We start from the raw sequence: 16807 nt of genomic DNA, 5'->3' as shown, positions 1-16807 counted from the left end.
CGCCGCCGTACGGCGCGCATGCGGCACGGCGGCCCGCCGACCGACCGAAGGAGAACGACCTTGACGGCAGCCGCCCGCTGGATCCGGTGCTTCCACCCCTCACCCGGGAGCGACGTCCAGGTGGTCTGCTTCCCGCACGCCGGGGGCACCGCGAGTTACTACCACCCGCTGTCGGCGGCCCTGGCGCCCGCCGCCGAGATGCTCGCCGTGCAGTACCCGGGCCGGCAGGACCGGTTCGACGAACCGCTGATCGACGACCTGCCCCTGCTCGCCGACCGGGCGGCCGAGGCGCTCGGCGGCGGCGACCGGCCGCGGGTGTTCTTCGGGCACAGCATGGGGGCCGTCATGGCCTTCGAGGTCGCCCGGCGGCTGGGCCGCGGCGGGCCCGTCGCGCTGTTCGTGTCCGGGCGGCGCGCCCCCTCCACGACCCGGCAGGAGACCGCGCACCTGCTCGGCGACGACGAGCTCGTGGCCCTGGCCGCGAGGCTCGGCGGATCGGACCCGGAGGTGCTGCGGCACGAGGAGCTGCGCGGACTGATCCTGCCGAGCCTGCGCGCCGACTACCGGGCCGTCTGCACCCACCGCCCCGACGGCGAGGCGCGGCTCGCCGTACCGATCACCGCGCTCACCGGCGACGCCGACCCGGTGACCAGCGTGGCGGAGGCCGAGGCGTGGGGCCGGCACACCAGCTCCCGCTTCGAGCTGAAGGTCTTCCCGGGCGGCCACTTCTTCCTCGCCCACCACGTACCGGAGATCGCCCGGATGATCCTCGGCTCGCTGAGGGCGGTCCACGCGTGACGGCGCTGCTGGCCGTCAGCGACCTGCACGTCGGCTACAAGGAGAACCGCCGGATCGTCGAGGAGATGCGGCCGTCGTCCGGGTCCGACTGGCTGCTGGTCGCCGGGGACGTCTCGGAGAAGGTCGCCGACATCGAGTGGGCGCTCGGCCTGCTGGCCGAACGCTTCGAGAAGGTGGTGTGGGTCCCGGGCAACCACGAGCTGTGGTCCCACTCCAGCGACCCGGTCCGGTTGCGCGGCGAGGAGCGCTACCGGCACCTGGTGAAGGTCTGCGGCGACCTCGGCGTGGTGACCCCGGAGGACCCCTACCCGGTGTGGGAGGGGCCGGGCGGGCCGGTCGTGATCGCCCCGCTGTTCGTGCTGTACGACTACACCTTCCGCATGCCGGGGGTCGCCACCGCCGAGGAGGCGCTGGCCCTGGCCTACGACAGGGGCGTGGTCTGCACCGACGAGGTGTTCCTGCACCCCGATCCCTACCCCTCGCGCGCCGCCTGGTGCGAGGCCAGGGTCGCCGAGACCGAGCGGCGGCTGGCCGAGCGCCCGGGGGGTCTGCCGACCGTGCTCGTCAACCACTACCCGCTGGTGCGCGAACCGACCCGGGTCATGCACCACCAGGAGTTCACGATCTGGTGCGGCACCGAGCTCACCGCCGACTGGCACCTGCGGTTCGACGCCCGCGCGGTCGTCTACGGCCACCTGCACATCCCCCGCACCACCTGGTACGACGGTGTGCGCTTCGAGGAGGTCTCGCTGGGCTACCCGCGCGAGTGGCGGCCCCGCCCCACCCCGCCGGGCCGGCCGCGCCGCATCCTGCCCGCTCCCCCGGCGGCGTCGTGATCGGGGAGATCCTGCCGTCGTGGGTGGCGAGCGCCGAGGCGTTCGCCGACCCGCCCGACGCCCGGCTGTTCCCCGAGGAGGAGGCGGTCATCGCCCGCTCGGTGGAGCGGCGGCGGCGCGAGTTCACCACCGCCAGGCACTGCGCCCGCCGGGCGCTGGCCCGCCTGGGCGTGCCGCCCGCCCCGATCCTGCCCGGCGAGCTGGGTGCGCCCGTCTGGCCCGCCGGGGTACGGGGCGCCATCACCCACTGCGAGGGGTACCGTGCCGCCGCGGTCTCCCTTAAGGCCCTCACCGTCGGCATCGACGCCGAACCGCACGAGCCGCTCCCCGAGGGGGTCATGGAGACCGTGGCCCTCCCGGAGGAGCGGGCCGAGCTGGCGCGCCTCGGCGGCGGGATCCACTGGGACCGGCTGCTGTTCAGCGCCAAGGAGAGCGTCTACAAGGCGTGGTTCCCGCTGGCCCGGTGCTGGCTCGACTTCGACGAGGCCCACGTCACGTTCGACCCGGCCGGGACGTTCACCGCCCGGCTGCTCGTGGCCGGGCCGGAGGTGGAGAGCCGGGAGCTGACCGGCTTCACCGGCCGCTGGCTCGTCTCCGACGGCCTGGCGGTCACCGCCATCGCCCTGCCGCCGGGGTGACTCCGCGCCGGGAGCGGCGCGGACGCCCCGGAGACCGCGAACACCCCCGAACTGGGACGCCGCCCCGGAACGGCCCGCTTCCGCGTCGAGTCAGGCCGGGGCCGTCCGCAGGTCAGGGAACCGGAACAGGTCATCGGCGTGGCCGGCCAGCGGACGGGCGGGGCCCTGCCAGGGGCTCGCCGACCTGGACGACCGCGAACTCGACCTGGCCCTGGCCCTCCTCCCAGTTGGCGATCAGCGTGCAGCCCTCGTCGGCGAGCAGGTCGCCGCCCGACCGCTCGGTCCGCAGGTACATCAGCCCCTCCTCGCCTTCGGTGCAGAAGAAACTCAGGTGGGTGAACAGCTCGGGCGGCGTGAGGCCGGCCAGCGCCTCCCGCCACTCCTCGGCCGCCTCCGCTTCAAGGGGCAGGAGGCTTTCGGGGCCCGTGCCGAGCGCGGTGGCGACCCGCATCGCGTCGAAGAGCGTGCCGTCCGAGACAAGCCGCGGGTGGCAGACGGTCCAGGTGCCGTGCAGATCGGACGCGGCGAGGTCGTGGCGCGCCAGCAGGGGATCCAGGTCGCCGCCCAGGATGAGCCGGTCCGCGAAGCATGCCGCTGCGAGATCCGCCTCGAACTCCGGCGGCAGCCCGGCCTTGTCGAACTCGAAGACCGACCGGCTCGCGTCGAACTCCAGCAGCGGCTCGTCCAGGTCGAAGACCGGGCAGTCCCAGATGACCGGCTCGGCGCCGCGGAGGGCGGCCGGATTCACCCAGGCGGCGTCCTGCGCGAAACCGAGCTCGTTGATGAGGTTGCCGCCGAAGAACGTCGCATATACGGCGTCGGCGTCGAAACTCGCCAGCGGACGGCCGAGCAGGATCTCAAAGGCGCCGCTCAGCTGCTCTGACCACGGGCCCGGAATGTTCGCGGAAGCGGAGTTCATGCCGGGACCATATAGGCACCGGTCGCGCCGATGCGCCACGTCCGCCGTTTCCTCACGCGGAGCGGCGGCGCGCGCCAGACCCGTGGCGGCATTCCGCACGGCACCCGGCCGCCGCCGAACGCGAGGAGATCCTCCAGGGCATCGGCGCCGGGACGTCCGCCCGGACGAAGCGCACCCGAGCTGCGAATCAAGAGCCGACACCGGCAGCCGGCCGGCCCCGGTCACCACGTACGACTCGGTGTTACTGTCCCGCCATGTCAAAAATCGAGATCGATTCGGTGACCGCCGATTTCTTCGGAGCCTTTGACAACCGGGGCGGCAAGGCTGCCGACGTGGCCCGGATCAAGCGGCTGGTTCTTCCGGGTGGTGTGATCGTGAAGACCGGCCCGGAGCTTACGGTCTACACCGTCGACGAGTTCATCGAGCCCCGCCGGCGGCTGCTGGCCGACGGCCGGCTCGTCGAGTTCTCCGAGTGGGAGACCTCCGAACGGACCGAGATCGCGGGCGATATCGCGTCACGGTTCAGTGAGTACCGGAAGTCAGGGGTCCTGGACGGCGAACCGTTCGAAGGTGGCGGGACCAAGACCATCCAGCTCGTCCGCACCTCAGAAGGCTGGCGGATCACAGCGCTCGCCTGGTATGACCAGCCCTGACCGCACCGGGGAAGCGGAGTCGTGAGAGGTGCCTTCCCGCGCTGGGACCTGCCCGGGTCACCATCGCCACCGCCCTTCTGTGCCATCGGGCGCGTTGACCCTGAGGACCTGTAGGAGGTCGCGATGCCTTTCGTCGATACGCCGCTGACCGTCCCCATGCGGCGCGCGGTCCAGGACGCGTGGGGACGGCGCATCGCCGGTGACCCGGTGCGGCTGTACGGCGGGGAGGAGTCGGCGGCGTACCGGGTCGATGACCTCGTCGTACGCGTCGGCCCCGCGAGACGTACGAGCGCCGAGGCCGAGTGGTGTCACTCGATCGCCGTACATGCCGCCTCCACCCTTCCTGAGGCGGTGGCCCCGTTGCGTGCACGCGACGGGACCACGGTCATCCGGGTGGACGGCCGGCCCGTGTCGGTGTGGCCCTATGTCGAGGGCGGGTGGCCTGATGAGGATCAGCCGCAGGTGCGGATGCAGGGCGCGCGGCTTCTCGCGCGGCTGCACCGTACGCTGGCCTCCCACCGGCCGCCGCCGCGCCCGGTGGCCTCGTTCGTGGAGACCGGCCTGTACGGGGAATCGCCACACGATGTTCCCGAGTTGGCCGATCGAGGACTGGACCGCTGGCTGGCGGACTTTCATCGCCGCAACCCCGTACGCCAGCCACTGCACGGGGACTTCTACCCGGGGAACACCCTCGCCAGGGACGGCCGGTTGGTGGCCGTCCTGGACTGGGATGAGGCCATCGTCGGAGCGCCTGAGATGGAGGTGGCGTCCGCAGCGCTCGAATGGGCCGATGAGTACGGCGACAGCCCGGTCCGACGCCGCCGCTTCGTCACCGATTATCACGAGGCCGGCGGGACCGCGGGCGGCATGGACGATGAGACGCTCGTCCAGCTGATCAGGCACCGGCTGCGCCGCGAGGCGGCATATTTCGAGCACGCTCGGCGTCAGGGCGCCGAGCATGACGAGGACGGCCTCGAACACCACGAGCGCCGGGTGAAGGCCTTCTTCGATCTCAGGCCGTAACCGGGGTTGAGGGCATAGAATGGATCAACGGTAAATTCTCCGATTTCCGCGACCGGTATCCGGGCCGTGGTGCCTGGGTCACCTACACGGACTCTGCTCGATCTGGCGGTACGGGCGTGTTGAACCTGAAGTTCGAACCTGATTGTCATTGATTCCGATGCGATCGAGCACACCCGGGAGCGGTGTGCGGCCGCTCCTGGCCATGCTGGGCGCCACCATCCTGTTGATGACGGCGCTGGTCGGATCGGCGGCGGCCGAGCGGCCGGTGTTCGAGAGGTGCCGCGGCGTGCATTCGGCGTCCCCCGGATGCACGCAGGGACGCGTCATGGTCTCCGAATGCCGGCAAGGATCCGGGCGCTGGGGAGAAATCATCTGTGCGGGCGCTCTCCATGTCGTCGACCGGTGTGCGCGCGTCGACGTCGACGGTGCGGGAGCGTCCACCTGTGCGGCTCTCGGCTCCGATTATCTGAGTTGCGTCGAGCGAGATCTATCCCCTCTGTCATGTCAAGAACTGGGCATCATATTTCTCGGCTGCATGCGACAGCCCGGGATGACCGAAAGGAGTTGCCGGGCGGACTGGGGAGAACTGGTGGCATGTAAGACGCGCGCCGTCGACCCCGAATTCTGCCCGGTGACCGGAAATCCCAGGCCCTGGCGGGTTCGTCCAGGCGAGGAGCTCGGCGGCCCGGGCGCTGGTTTTCACCTTGCGATGGTGGACGACCAGGCTCTTGCCCGAGGCGCGGGTGATGGGCGCCGACCCGGCGTAGGCCTTTAGCGCGCGGACGACAGCGAAGCGGGCGCGGTCGTCACCGATCTCGGCGAGCACCCGGGCACCGGTGAGGTCGGCCAGACCGGGGAAGCCGGTGATGATGGCGGCGTCGGAGTGCCGGCCGCGCGGGGCAGGCTGCCCGGGTGACCTACCCGGACCCGCACGAGCCCGCCCGAAGGGCGGGTGGCGGCGCGGGGGCGCGCAGCCCTGCCTGCCGCCGCGGTTACGGCAGCGCCACCCCGGAGGGAGTTGCCGAGGCCGTACGGCGGGCGGAGACTCAAGGAACCCCTCCGCCAGATGAGCCACCGTGAGCCGCCGTGAGCCGCCGTGAGTTCTGGCGGGTCACGATGGGTCATGACGGGTCGCGGCGGGCCGCCGTGGGCGACGCCGGGACGCCGGCTCGCCGGGGCGTTCCCGGGTGAGCCCGCGGCGCCGAGGCCCGGTGTCCGCGGCCCGGGAAGCCCGGCCCCACCGACCGGAAAACCGGTTGACGGCTGCCTTAGCCTAGGCGGGTTCTGTGCGCCGGTCGGCGATCAACCACCCCTAGACCGTGAGGAGAGTGCTGCCTGCTGATGCCCCCTGATACGGACCCCCTCGAACAGAAGGACTCCAAGGACTCCACCGCAGACGACACCGCCGGGCACGCGGAGGACGCCCGCCCGGTCCCCGCCGCCCCGCCGCGCCGCGGCCTGACCTCCCTGTGGCGGATGAGGTCCTACCTCCGCCCCCACGTCACCCGCATGGTCTTCATCTGGCTGCCCGCCCTCGTGGCGACCGGCATCGCGATCGTCATCCCGATGGTCGCCCGGAAGATCATCGACGGTCCCGTCGCGCACGGCGACACCGACGCCCTGGTCCCGCTCGCCCTGCTGGCCCTGGCGCTGGGCGTGCTGGAGGCGGGACTCATCTTCGCCCGCAGATGGCTGCTGTCCGACGTCGTCCTGGACGTGGAGACCAGGCTCCGCGACGACGTCTACCGGCACCTGCAGCGGCTGCCGATGAGCTTCCACGGCTCCTGGCAGTCCGGGCAGCTGCTGTCGCGCGTGACCACGGACCTGTCGGTGATCCGGCGGTTCCTCGGCTTCGGCATCCTCTTCCTCGTCCTGATCACCGTGCAGATCGTGACGGTGACCGGGCTGCTGCTGAACATGTACTGGCCGCTCGGCCTGCTCGTCGCCCTGTCCGCGGCGCCGGTGGTGATCACCTCGCTGCGCTTCGAGCGGGGGTACATCGACGTCTCCCGGCGGGTCCAGGACGAGCAGGGCGACCTCGCCACCGTGATCGAGGAGTCCGCGGTCGGCATCCGGACGATCAAGGCGTTCGGCCGCGGGCGGCACGTCGCGGGCCTCTTCGGCGAGGGCGCGGACAAGGTCTACCGCTCCTCGATGGAGAAGGTGCGGCTGTCGTCGAAGTTCTTCACCTTCCTGGAGGTGGTCCCGAACGTCACGCTCGCGCTGGTGCTGCTGCTGGGCGCGCTCGCGGTCGGCTCGGGCTCGCTGACGCTGGGCACGCTGGTCGCCTTCACCACGCTGATGCTGCAGCTCGTGTGGCCCATCTCGGCCCTGGGCTTCATCCTGGTGCAGGGCCAGGAGGCGATGACCGCGGCGGACCGCGTGCTGGAGGTGCTCGACACCGAGCCGGAGATCGTCGGCGGTTCCGGGGAGATCGAGCGGCCCCGGGGGCACCTGCGGTTCGAGGGCGTGGAGTTCCGCTTCCCCGGCGCGGCCGAGCCGGTGCTGCGCGACGTCTGGCTGGACGTGCGGCCCGGTGAGACGGTCGCGATCGTCGGCGCGACGGGCTCGGGCAAGACCACGCTGACCTCCCTGGTGCCGCGGCTGCACGACGTCACCGCGGGCCGGGTCACGATCGACGGGCACGACGTGCGGGACCTGTCGCTGCCCGCGCTGCGCTCGCTGGTCGCCACGGCCTTCGAGGAGCCGACGCTGTTCTCGATGAGCGTCCGGGAGAACCTGACGCTGGGCCGGCACGACGCCACCGAGGAGGAGATCGAGGCGGCGATCGAAACGGCGCAGGCCGGGTTCGTCCACCGGCTGCCGTGGGGGCTGGAGACCAGGATCGGCGAGCAGGGGATGTCGCTGTCCGGCGGGCAGCGTCAGCGGCTGGCCCTGGCCCGCGCCGTGCTGAGCCGGCCGAGGATCCTCGTGCTGGACGACACGCTCTCGGCGCTGGACGTCGAGACGGAGATCCTCGTGGAGGAGGCGCTGCGGCACGTGCTGCGCGACGCGACGGGGATCGTCGTGGCGCACCGCGCCTCCACCGTCCTGCTGGCGGACAAGGTGGCGCTGCTGCTGGACGGCACGATCGCGCACGTCGGCCGGCACCACGAGCTGCTGGCGAGCGTGCCGGAGTACCGCGCGCTGCTTTCGGCCGCCCTGGACGACGATCCCGTCCCGGACACCGGCCCGGACGGGGAGACCGGCCTGGGCGCCGGCATGGACCTGGACAGCGAGGGGGCGCTGCGATGAGCACGACGGACCACGCGGGACCGGCGGAAACGGCGGAAACAGCGGGAACGGCCCGCCCGGACCGGCCGGAGCACGGGCAGGACGGGCAGGACGGGCAGGACGAGCGGGCGTGGCGGGGGGTCGCCGCCGAGAAGGACGACGACTCGCCGCAGCAGGAGTCGCTCGTGCTGCGCTCCCAGTCCAGGCGGCTGCTCGGCGAGCTGCTGCGCCCCTATCGCAGGCAGATCGCGCTGCTCGTCACGGTCATCGTCGTCTGCAACGCCGCCGCCCTGGCCATCCCCTTCCTGGTCAAGGTGGGCATCGACTCCGGCATCCCGCCGATGGCCGCCGGTCAGGGGCCGGGGACGCTGGTGACCGTCGTCGCGGCGATCCTGGTCGCGGCGGCCGTGCAGGCGGTGAGCCGGCAGGTGTTCCTCAGGATGGCGGGCCGGATCGGCCAGAACATCCTCCTGGAGCTGCGGCGGCGGGTGTTCGGCCACTTCCAGCGGCTGTCGCTGTCGTTCCACGACGACTACACCTCCGGGCGGGTCGTCGCGCGGCTCACCTCCGACATCGAGGCCATCTCCGAGATGCTGCAGTCGGGCTTCGACGGGCTGGTCACCGCCGTGCTGACGCTGGTCGGCACCGCGGTCCTGCTGCTGGTCCTGGACGTCCCCCTGGCGCTGGTCGCCCTGCTGCCGCTGCCGGTCCTGCTGCTGTTCACCCGGTGGTTCCGGCGGCAGTCGAGCATCGCCTACCGCCGGACCCGGGAGACGGTCGCCCTGGTGATCGTCCACTTCGTGGAGTCGATGACCGGTATCCGGGCGGTCCAGGCGTTCCGCCGGGAGCCGCGCAACCAGGAGATCTTCGCCGGGCTCAACGTCGACTACCGGGACGCCAACGTCCGCAGCATGCGGCTGATCGCGATGTTCATGCCGGGGGTCAAGCTGATCGGCAACGTCACGATCGCGGCCGTCCTGCTGTACGGCGGCTGGCGGGCCATCGGCGGTGACGTCAAGGTGGGCGTGCTGGCGGCCTTCCTGCTCTACCTGCGGCAGTTCTACGAGCCGATGCAGGAGATCAGCCAGTTCTATAACACGTTCCAGTCCGCGGCGGCGGCGCTGGAGAAGCTCGCCGGCGTGCTGGACGAGCGGCCGGCGGTGGCCGAGCCGCGCGAGCCGGTGGCGCTGGAGCGGCCGCGCGGCGAGGTGCGGTTCGAGGAGGTGGAGTTCTCCTACCTCGACGGCACGCCGGTCCTGCCGCGGATGGATCTGGTGATCCCGGCCGGGCAGAGCGTGGCGCTGGTCGGCACCACGGGGGCGGGGAAGACCACGCTGGCGAAGCTGGTCGCCAGGTTCTACGACCCCGTCGCCGGCCGGGTGCTGCTCGACGGGGTGGATCTGCGCGACCTCGCCGAGGAGACGCTGCGCGGCGCGGTGGTCATGGTGACCCAGGAGAACTTCCTGTTCACCGGTACGGTGGCCGACAACATCCGGTTCGGCCGTCCGGACGCGACCATGGACGAGGTCATGGCGGCCGCCCGGTCGATCGGCGCCCACGACTTCATCTCGGCGCTCCCGGAGGGCTACGACACCCAGGTCGGCAAGCACGGCGGCCGGCTGTCGGCGGGCCAGCGGCAGCTGGTGGCCTTCGCCCGCGCCTTCCTCGCCGACCCGGCGGTGCTGATCCTCGACGAGGCCACCTCCAGCCTCGACGTGCCCGGCGAGCGGCTCGTGCAGCGGGCGATGCGCACGATCCTCGCCGACCGGACCGCGCTGATCATCGCCCACCGGTTGTCGACCGTGGAGACCGCCGAGCGGGTGCTGGTGATCGAGGGCGGCCGGATCGTGGAGGACGGCTCCCCCGACCGGCTCATCGCGGAGGGGGGCCGCTTCGCCGGCCTGCACCGGGCCTGGCTGGACAGCGTGTCGGAGGGGTCCGGGGCCCCGGCCGGCCGCGGGTGAGCGTCCCCGGCGTCCCGGCGGAACGGCGACGGCCGTCTTCGCCGGGACGCCGGTCCTGAGCGGTGGGCGCCCGCGACCCGCGCGGTCACGAGGATCTCCTGTTCAGGGTCTGGCCGACGACGAGTGCGCCGAGGGCGATGGCGAAGCCGGTGACCTGCCAGCCGGTGAGGGTCTGGCCGAGCACGATGAGGCCGGCGAGGGTGGCGACCAGGGGGTTGGTCAGACCGAGCAGGGACAGCGAGGTGGGCGGCAGCTGCTCGATGCCGCGGAACCACAGGGTGTAGGCGAGGGCGGTGCCGATGACGCCGAGGTAGGCGAAGCCGAGGATGTTCTGGCCGGTGAGGGTGTCGGGCACCCCTTCGACGGCGAGGGTGATCGGGGCCAGCACCAGTCCGCCCGCGACGAGCTGCCAGCTCGTCATCACGAGGGGCGACTCCGGCCGTCCCCATTTCTTGGCCAGCACGATGGCCGTCGCCATCAGCGAGGTCGCGGCGAGCATGGCGGCGATCCCGAGCGGGTCCAGCCGGGCCTTGGAGGTCAGGGTCAGCAGGGCGACGCCGCCGGTGCCGGCCAGCGCGGCGTACAGGATGGGGCGGGTCGGCCGGACCCGCAGGACCAGCAGCGAGAGCAGCGCGACGACCAGCGGCTGGACCGAGGAGATCGTGGCGGCGACCCCGCCGGGCAGGTGGTAGGCGGCGAAGAAGAGGAGCGGGAAGAAGGCGCCGAAGTTGAGCATGCCGAGCACCGCCGACTTCCACCACCACTCTCCCCTGGGGAGCCGGCGGGTCGCGGCGAGCAGCACCAGGCCCGCCGGGAGCGCCCGCAGGGTCGCCGCCAGCATCGGCCGGTCGGCGGGCAGCAGGGTCGCGGTGATGACGTATGTGGTCCCCCAGCTCGCCGGCGCCAGGGCGGCGAGGGCGAGGTCGCCGGTGCGCTGGGCACGCGCGACCGAGGGGAGGGCGACAGTGGCCATGGGATTGCCTCTCATTGATAATCTCAACGTTGAGATGACATCATGTTCGTTCTGCGAACGTCAAGTCTGTGAACGTTGAGATTATTCCCATTGAGAGGAGTGCCGATGAGCGACGCGGTGGACGCCGTCACCGCCCAGTGGAACCGGGAGCGGCCCGACATCGACGTGTGGCCGATGGGGATCGTCGGGCGGCTCTCCCGCCTCTCCATCCTGTTCGAGCGCGAGCTCAAGGAGTTCTTCGCCCGGCACGAGCTGGAGCGCTTCGAGTTCGACGTGCTGGCCACGCTGCGCCGCTCCGGCGCGCCGTACGAGCTGACGGCCGGGGCGCTGCTCAAGGCGGCCATGGTCACCTCGGGGGCGATCACCAACCGGATCGACCGGATGGAGGCCAGGGGCCTGGTCGAGCGGGTCCGCGACGGCGGGGACCGCCGATCGGTGCGGATCCGGCTCACCCCGCGCGGCCTGGAGATCGTCGACGGGCTGGTCGGGCCGCACGTGGACAACGAGGCGCGGCTGCTGGCCGCGCTCGGCCCCGCCGAACGCGATCAGCTCGCCGGACTGCTGCGCGTGCTGCTGGAGTCCATGGGCGACACCTCGCTCACCTGATCCGCCCCGCCGGATCCACCCGGCGCGGGCCGTACGGACGTCCGGGAGCCCCGGGCGGGCCCGCGGACCCGGCGCCGCGCGGATCCGGCGGGACCGTCAGGACCGCTGCGGCGCCGGGGCCTCACTGCGGGCGGTGCGCACCGGCAGCGGGCAGGTCTCGCCGCGGGCGAGGTAGCGCACCCGGTCGGACATGCCGCGCCGCTCGACCTCCTCGCGGAAGTCGTCGAGGCCCGAGGAGAAGGCCTCGTAGTCGTCGTAGTGGATCGGCACGGCGTGCCCGGGGCCGATGAAGGAGAGCCACTCGGCTCCCTGCGCGCCGTCCATGGTCACCATCATGCCCAGGATCATGGTGCCGCCCAGGTGGACGACGCCCACGTCGATGTCGGGGTAGCGCTCCGGGATGGGCGCGAGGAGCTCGCGGTCCATCAGCGTGTCGCCGCTGATGTACATGCGCAGGCCGACCGAGCCGTCCTGGCGGCAGAACTCCAGCATGCTGCCCATCACCGGCGGCAGCAGCACCTGGGCCGCCCCGGGCGCGTGCCGTCCGGGCAGCGCGGTGACCTTCAGCGTGCGGCCGTCGCGGCGGAGGGTCCGCTCCTGCCAGGTGCTCAGTCCCTCCGCCCCGCCGAAGCCCTGGCGCCGCAGCCGCCGCGCCGCCTGGCGGGTGGTCACGATCGGCACGGACCGGTCGAGCCCGTGGCGGGCGACCCGGTCCCAGTGGTCGCCGTGCATGTGCGACAGGACGACGGCGTCGAGCGGGGGCAGGTCCTCCACCTGTATCGCCGGATCGGTGCGGCGCCTGCTGGTCAGGCCGTAGCCGAGGTAGGCCCGCTGGCCCCGGTGGAGGAAGTTGGGGTCGGTGAGCAGGGTGAACCCGTCGTAGCGGATGAGCATCGTGGCGTTGCCGACGAAGAAGACGCCGGAATCCGGGAAATCGACCATGATGGGCCTCCAGCTGGTGCGGCACCCGGGCCGCGACCCCGGCCACGCTTCGGGTGCTCCCTCGGTCTCCAGCGTGCCATGCCCGTTCCGGAGGTTTTCTCACCGGGCTCGCCGTACCGCCGCGCGCGGCCCCCGGCGGCGGCGCATGATGGGGATCATGGAAGCGAAGCGGCTCTACCAAGGCACCGGTCCCGGCCCCATCACCCCGGACGGCTGCGCCGTCGACTACTACGCCATGCTGACCCCGCGCGGCGAGCCGGAGCTCGTACACGGCGCCGTCCCGGCCGGCGCGAGCATCCTGGAGCTCGGCGCGGGCGCGGGAAGGATCACCCACAGCCTCCTGGCCCTCGGCCACCCGGTGACCGCCGTCGACGAGTCGCCCGAGATGCTCGCGCACATCGAGGGCGCCGAGAAGGTCTGCTCCCCCATCCAGTCGCTCTCCCTGGGCCGGACGTTCGACGTGGTCCTGCTCATGTCGTTCGTGATCGAGACGGCCGACGACGAGCTGCGCCGGGCGTTCCTGCGCGCCTGCCGCGAGCACGTCGCCGACGGCGGCCTGGTGATCCTCCAGCGCAAGCCCCCGGAGTGGTACGACACGGTCGGGCCCTCCGAGCGGCTGACCGACGACGGCCACGTCCTGCGCATGACGGATGTCAGCCGGCCGGAGCCGGGCCTGCTGGCGGCCACCATGGAGTACACGGTCGGCGACCGGCGCTGGACCCATTTCTTCCTCAGCAGGCGCCTCGACGACGACTTCCTGGCGCGGGAGCTCGACGACGCCGGCCTGGCGATGGACGGCTTCATCGGCGGGGACCGCGGATGGGTGCGGGCCGTACCGCGCTGACCCATCCGGTGACGTGCTCTGTTCGGCCCCCTCGGCCGGCGGTACGGCGCCGCCGCGCGGGACGTGCCCTCCCGGCGCCGGGCGCGGTGCCGGGAGGACGTCCGGGCAGGTCACCACGGGTGGTGCGGGCCGCGTGGTCGGGGCGGGGCCGATTCAGGCGGAGGGGAACGGGGCAGAAGACCGAGGTGGTCCCGGGCCGCGGGCGGAACTCCGCGTGTCCGCAGCACGTCGGCACGGGACGTACGTTGAAGGAGTAGGTGTTCGCCCTGCTCGGCTCATGAAGGGTGTGATCGCGGTGACGGCCCCGGTTGACAACGACACGCTGGTCCTGACCGACGATGACGACGACTTCAGCGGCGTCTCGGCGGGCGCGACCTCCGACCCGGTCAAGGACTACCTCAAGCAGATCGGCAAGGTCCCCCTGCTCAACGCCGAGCAGGAGGTGGAGCTGGCCAAGCGCATCGAGGCCGGTCTGTTCGCCGAGGAGCAGCTCGCCACCGACGGCGACGGCCTGTCCACCGACGTCCGCGCCGAGCTGGAGTGGATCGCCGAGGACGGCCGCCGGGCCAAGAACCACCTGCTGGAGGCCAACCTCCGCCTGGTGGTCTCGCTGGCCAAGCGCTACACCGGCCGCGGCATGCTGTTCCTGGACCTCATCCAGGAGGGCAACCTCGGCCTGATCCGCGCGGTGGAGAAGTTCGACTACACCAAGGGTTTCAAGTTCTCCACCTACGCCACCTGGTGGATCAAGCAGGCCGTCACCCGGGCCATGGCCGACCAGGCGCGGACCATCCGCATCCCGGTCCACATGGTCGAGGTGATCAACAAGCTGGCCCGCGTGCAGCGGCAGATGACGGCCGACCTGGGCCGCGACCCCACGCCCGAGGAGCTGGGCCGCGAGCTCGACATGCCGGCGGAGAAGATCGTCGAGGTGCAGAAGTACGGCCGCGAGCCGATCTCCCTGCACAGCCCGCTCGGCACCGAGGGTGACAGCGAGTTCGGCGACCTCATCGAGGACTCCGAGGCGCCCACCCCGGCCGACGCGGTCAGCTTCACGCTCCTGCAGGAGCAGCTGCACTCGGTGCTCGACACGCTGTCGGAGCGCGAGGCGGGCGTGGTGTCCATGCGGTTCGGCCTGACCGACGGTCAGCCCAAGACGCTCGACGAGATCGGCAAGGTCTACGGCGTGACGCGCGAGCGCATCCGGCAGATCGAGTCCAAGACCATGTCGAAGCTGCGCCACCCGTCCCGGTCGCAGGCCCTGCGCGACTACCTGGTCTGACGCGACCACCCGGCCCGAAGGGCCCACGACGCGCCCTCCGCCCGGCCGGTGACCGGGTGGACGGCTCCGGTGGGCCACCCGTCCGGCGGGTCGGTCACCCGTCCGGCGGGTCACCCGTCCGCGGGTCCCCGCCTCCGCCGTGACCGGCCGGTCCGTGCGGGGGCCGGGCACGCGGGCCCGCGTGTATCAGGTGCCGCACCGGGGAGTTCTCCAGCACGGCGGCGAACGCCTCGATCACCCCCTCGCCCAGCGGGCGGACGGCCTCCACCACGGCCTGCGTGCGGGCGCCGACCTCCTGGAGTATCCCCTCGACGATCTGCGGCAGGGGCGGCGCCGGCAGGCCGAGCCGCTGCCGGGGCGGGGCTTTCTCTGGTGGCGCCCAGCGCATCGAGTCCTCGCTCATGGCGAGCCATTCGTCGACGACTCCGTCGATGGCGTCGAGCACATGGTCGGGATCGCTTGCCATAGCGGCCCCCCGGGTGGCTTATGTCCTATAACACGACGGTACCCCGCCGGGTCCGGCCAGGCCACGGTCAGCCCCGCCCGGATCCGCCGGGCAGGCTCGCATATCCGCAGGTGAAAGAGGGTAAAAGGGGGCCGGGCAGGCGGCGGTGCTCCGCCGCGGGCGTCGCGCGGGGGAGATGGGTCGTGGCCGGACTGCGGACGGGAAAAGGCGTACTGCGCCGCAAACCCTTCGAACAGATCGAAGAGACCGGGGGCGGTGAGACCGGGCAGCTCACCCGCGTGCTGGGCGTGTGGCAGCTCACCGCGATCGGGGTGGGCGGCATCATCGGCGCGGGCATCTTCACGCTCGCGGGCGCGGTGGCCAACGGCAAGGCCGGCCCCGCCGTCGTACTGTCGTTCCTGGTCGCCGGGATCGCGAGCGCGGCGGCGGCGTTCTCCTACGCCGAGTTCGCCGGGCTCATCCCGAAGGCGGGATCGGCCTACACCTACGGCTACGCGGTGCTCGGCGAGCTGCCGGGCTGGTTCATCGGCTGGGACCTGCTGCTGGAGTACACCGCGATCGTCTCGGTGGTCGCCATCGGCATCTCCGGCTACTTCTCCTTCCTGCTGGGCAGCCTCGGCGTCGATCTCCCGGCGTGGATGCTGGGCGCGCCGGGGACGGGCGACGGGCACCGGATGGACCTGTTCGCCGCGCTGCTGTGCCTGCTGATCGCCTGGCTGCTGAACCTCGGGATGCGCAACGCGGCCCGGTTCGAGATGGCCGTCGTCGGGCTGAAGGTCGTCGTGGTGATCGTGGTCATCGTGGTCGGCGCCTTCCACATCAGGTCCTCGAACTACGTCCCCTTCTTCCCCTACGGCGTGGGAGGCGTGTTCGCGGGCGCGGCCACGGTGTTCTTCGCGGTGTTCGGCTACGACGCGATGAGCACCGCGGCGGAGGAGTCCAAGGACGCCACGCGGCACATGCCGAGGGCGATCCTGTACTCGCTCGCCATCGCGATGACGCTGTACGTGCTGGCCTGCCTGGTGCTGACCGGCATGCAGAAGTACACCGAGATCGACCGGGTGAGCGGCTTCTCCACGGCGTTCCAGTCGGTGGGCCTGACCTGGCTGGCGGATGTGATCGCGGTCGGGGCGATCATCGGCATCCTCACCGTGATGTTCACGTTCATGCTCGGGGTGACCCGGGTGTGGTTCTCGATGAGCCGCGACGGGCTGCTGCCGAAGTGGTTCGCCAAGACCCACCCGGTACGGCACGTGCCGACCCGGGTGACCTGGATCGTCGGCGTCGTCTCGGCGCTCATCGCCGGGTTCCTGCCCATCGTGGAGGCGGCGGAGCTGACCAACATCGGCATCCTGCTGGCGTTCGTGGTGGTGTGCGCGGCGGTGATCGTGCTGCGCTACCGGCGGCCCGACCTGCCGCGGACCTTCCGCACCCCGGGCATGCCGTTCGTCCCGGCCGTCGGCATCGCCTTCTCGCTCTGGCTGATCACCTTCCTGGCGTGGCAGACCTGGGTGCGGTTCGTGGTGTGGTTCCTGATCGGCCTGGTGGTGTACTTCGCCTACTCCTACCGGCACTCGGAGCTGGCCGGGGCCGAGGCCGGGGAGCGTGCGCCGGAATAAACGCGGGCCG

Annotated in this window: 15 protein-coding genes and 1 pseudogene; 11 read left to right on the top strand and 5 right to left on the bottom strand. The window is 71.8% G+C overall.

The genetic code is table 11. From position 1 onward, the window contains the following. Positions 1-60 precede the first annotated feature (60 nt). Genes ACQP10_RS15865 through ACQP10_RS15855 form a run of 3 tightly spaced genes read left to right on the top strand, consistent with a single transcriptional unit; the run spans position 61 to position 2272 of the window. The gene (locus tag ACQP10_RS15865; protein WP_346023408.1) at positions 61-798 is read left to right on the top strand and encodes a thioesterase II family protein; all 738 of its coding nucleotides are present in this window, start codon (positions 61-63) and stop codon (positions 796-798) included. After that, a complete protein-coding gene (locus ACQP10_RS15860; RefSeq protein ID WP_346023407.1) occupies positions 795-1634 on the top strand; it encodes a metallophosphoesterase family protein in 840 nt (279 codons plus the stop codon). Before ACQP10_RS15865 ends, ACQP10_RS15860 begins: the two co-directional genes overlap by 4 nt. Beyond that, positions 1631-2272: a 4'-phosphopantetheinyl transferase family protein gene (locus tag ACQP10_RS15855; protein ID WP_433541623.1), complete on the top strand. Its 642-nt coding sequence runs from the start codon at positions 1631-1633 to the stop codon at positions 2270-2272. The genes ACQP10_RS15860 and ACQP10_RS15855 overlap by 4 nt, the downstream gene beginning before the upstream one ends. Positions 2273-2402: 130 nt before the next feature. Here the strand turns inward: ACQP10_RS15855 and ACQP10_RS15850 are convergent, their stop codons facing one another. Further along, positions 2403-3191: a hypothetical protein gene (locus ACQP10_RS15850; protein WP_433541622.1), complete on the bottom strand. Its 789-nt coding sequence runs from the start codon at positions 3189-3191 to the stop codon at positions 2403-2405. A gap of 254 nt (positions 3192-3445) precedes the next feature. On the opposite strand from ACQP10_RS15850, the gene ACQP10_RS15845 reads away from it, so the two are divergent. Together ACQP10_RS15845 and ACQP10_RS15840 are read left to right on the top strand one after the other, a co-directional pair. After that, entirely contained in the window at positions 3446-3844 is a 399-nt protein-coding gene (locus ACQP10_RS15845; protein ID WP_346023404.1) for a nuclear transport factor 2 family protein, read from the top strand. 123 nt (positions 3845-3967) lie between these two features. Continuing rightward, positions 3968-4867, top strand: a complete 900-nt coding sequence (locus tag ACQP10_RS15840; protein WP_346023403.1) for a phosphotransferase — start codon at positions 3968-3970, stop codon at positions 4865-4867. Between the two features lie 499 nt (positions 4868-5366). Here the strand turns inward: ACQP10_RS15840 and ACQP10_RS15835 are convergent, their stop codons facing one another. Then, positions 5367-5942 carry a transposase gene (locus tag ACQP10_RS15835; protein WP_428837534.1) on the bottom strand — a complete coding sequence of 192 codons (576 nt, stop codon included), beginning with the start codon at positions 5940-5942 and terminating at the stop codon, positions 5367-5369. A 266-nt stretch (positions 5943-6208) separates the two neighbouring features. Between ACQP10_RS15835 and ACQP10_RS15830 the strand changes: the two genes are divergently transcribed. Both ACQP10_RS15830 and ACQP10_RS15825 read left to right on the top strand, forming a co-directional pair. Then, positions 6209-8122, top strand: a complete 1914-nt coding sequence (locus ACQP10_RS15830; protein WP_346023402.1) for an ABC transporter ATP-binding protein — start codon at positions 6209-6211, stop codon at positions 8120-8122. Next, positions 8119-10065: an ABC transporter ATP-binding protein gene (locus tag ACQP10_RS15825; protein WP_433541621.1), complete on the top strand. Its 1947-nt coding sequence runs from the start codon at positions 8119-8121 to the stop codon at positions 10063-10065. Before ACQP10_RS15830 ends, ACQP10_RS15825 begins: the two co-directional genes overlap by 4 nt. Before the next feature lie 85 nt (positions 10066-10150). Here the strand turns inward: ACQP10_RS15825 and ACQP10_RS15820 are convergent, their stop codons facing one another. Further along, complete coding sequence (locus ACQP10_RS15820; RefSeq protein ID WP_346023400.1) at positions 10151-11038, bottom strand: EamA family transporter; 888 nt, start codon at positions 11036-11038, stop codon at positions 10151-10153. A 105-nt stretch (positions 11039-11143) separates the two neighbouring features. Here ACQP10_RS15820 and ACQP10_RS15815 point away from each other — a divergent pair, with 105 nt between their 5' ends. Further along, positions 11144-11644: a MarR family winged helix-turn-helix transcriptional regulator gene (locus ACQP10_RS15815; protein ID WP_179817810.1), complete on the top strand. Its 501-nt coding sequence runs from the start codon at positions 11144-11146 to the stop codon at positions 11642-11644. 96 nt (positions 11645-11740) lie between these two features. On the opposite strand, the gene ACQP10_RS15810 is transcribed toward ACQP10_RS15815, so the two are convergent. Continuing rightward, entirely contained in the window at positions 11741-12586 is an 846-nt protein-coding gene (locus ACQP10_RS15810; RefSeq protein ID WP_399500350.1) for an MBL fold metallo-hydrolase, read from the bottom strand. A 157-nt stretch (positions 12587-12743) separates the two neighbouring features. On the opposite strand from ACQP10_RS15810, the gene ACQP10_RS15805 reads away from it, so the two are divergent. After that, positions 12744-13430, top strand: a complete 687-nt coding sequence (locus tag ACQP10_RS15805; RefSeq protein ID WP_179817812.1) for a class I SAM-dependent methyltransferase — start codon at positions 12744-12746, stop codon at positions 13428-13430. 319 nt (positions 13431-13749) lie between these two features. After that, positions 13750-14712: pseudogene (locus ACQP10_RS15800) on the top strand (RNA polymerase sigma factor); the annotation flags it as partial. 94 nt (positions 14713-14806) lie between these two features. Here the strand turns inward: ACQP10_RS15800 and ACQP10_RS15795 are convergent. Continuing rightward, the gene (locus ACQP10_RS15795; protein WP_179817813.1) at positions 14807-15178 is read right to left on the bottom strand and encodes a hypothetical protein; all 372 of its coding nucleotides are present in this window, start codon (positions 15176-15178) and stop codon (positions 14807-14809) included. 182 nt (positions 15179-15360) lie between these two features. Here ACQP10_RS15795 and ACQP10_RS15790 point away from each other — a divergent pair, with 182 nt between their 5' ends. Beyond that, positions 15361-16797, top strand: coding sequence for an amino acid permease (locus tag ACQP10_RS15790; RefSeq protein ID WP_389995609.1), 1437 nt, complete (start codon positions 15361-15363; stop codon positions 16795-16797). Positions 16798-16807: the final 10 nt, after the last annotated feature.

The organism is Streptosporangium sandarakinum, assembly GCF_050942225.1.
In the GTDB taxonomy this organism is placed as follows: Bacteria; Actinomycetota; Actinomycetes; order Streptosporangiales; family Streptosporangiaceae; genus Streptosporangium; species Streptosporangium nondiastaticum.
This window is presented reverse-complemented; position numbering and strand designations above follow the sequence as displayed.

Coding starts and splice junctions, on each gene's coding strand:
- ACQP10_RS15840 (WP_346023403.1), top strand. CDS start 3,968: ATGCCTTTCGTCGATACGCCGCTGACCGTCCCCATGCGGCGCGCGGTC.
- ACQP10_RS15845 (WP_346023404.1), top strand. CDS start 3,446: ATGTCAAAAATCGAGATCGATTCGGTGACCGCCGATTTCTTCGGAGCC.
- ACQP10_RS15805 (WP_179817812.1), top strand. CDS start 12,744: ATGGAAGCGAAGCGGCTCTACCAAGGCACCGGTCCCGGCCCCATCACC.
- ACQP10_RS15850 (WP_433541622.1), bottom strand. CDS start 3,191: ATGAACTCCGCTTCCGCGAACATTCCGGGCCCGTGGTCAGAGCAGCTG.
- ACQP10_RS15795 (WP_179817813.1), bottom strand. CDS start 15,178: ATGGCAAGCGATCCCGACCATGTGCTCGACGCCATCGACGGAGTCGTC.
- ACQP10_RS15810 (WP_399500350.1), bottom strand. CDS start 12,586: ATGGTCGATTTCCCGGATTCCGGCGTCTTCTTCGTCGGCAACGCCACG.
- ACQP10_RS15815 (WP_179817810.1), top strand. CDS start 11,144: ATGAGCGACGCGGTGGACGCCGTCACCGCCCAGTGGAACCGGGAGCGG.
- ACQP10_RS15820 (WP_346023400.1), bottom strand. CDS start 11,038: ATGGCCACTGTCGCCCTCCCCTCGGTCGCGCGTGCCCAGCGCACCGGC.
- ACQP10_RS15830 (WP_346023402.1), top strand. CDS start 6,209: ATGCCCCCTGATACGGACCCCCTCGAACAGAAGGACTCCAAGGACTCC.
- ACQP10_RS15825 (WP_433541621.1), top strand. CDS start 8,119: ATGAGCACGACGGACCACGCGGGACCGGCGGAAACGGCGGAAACAGCG.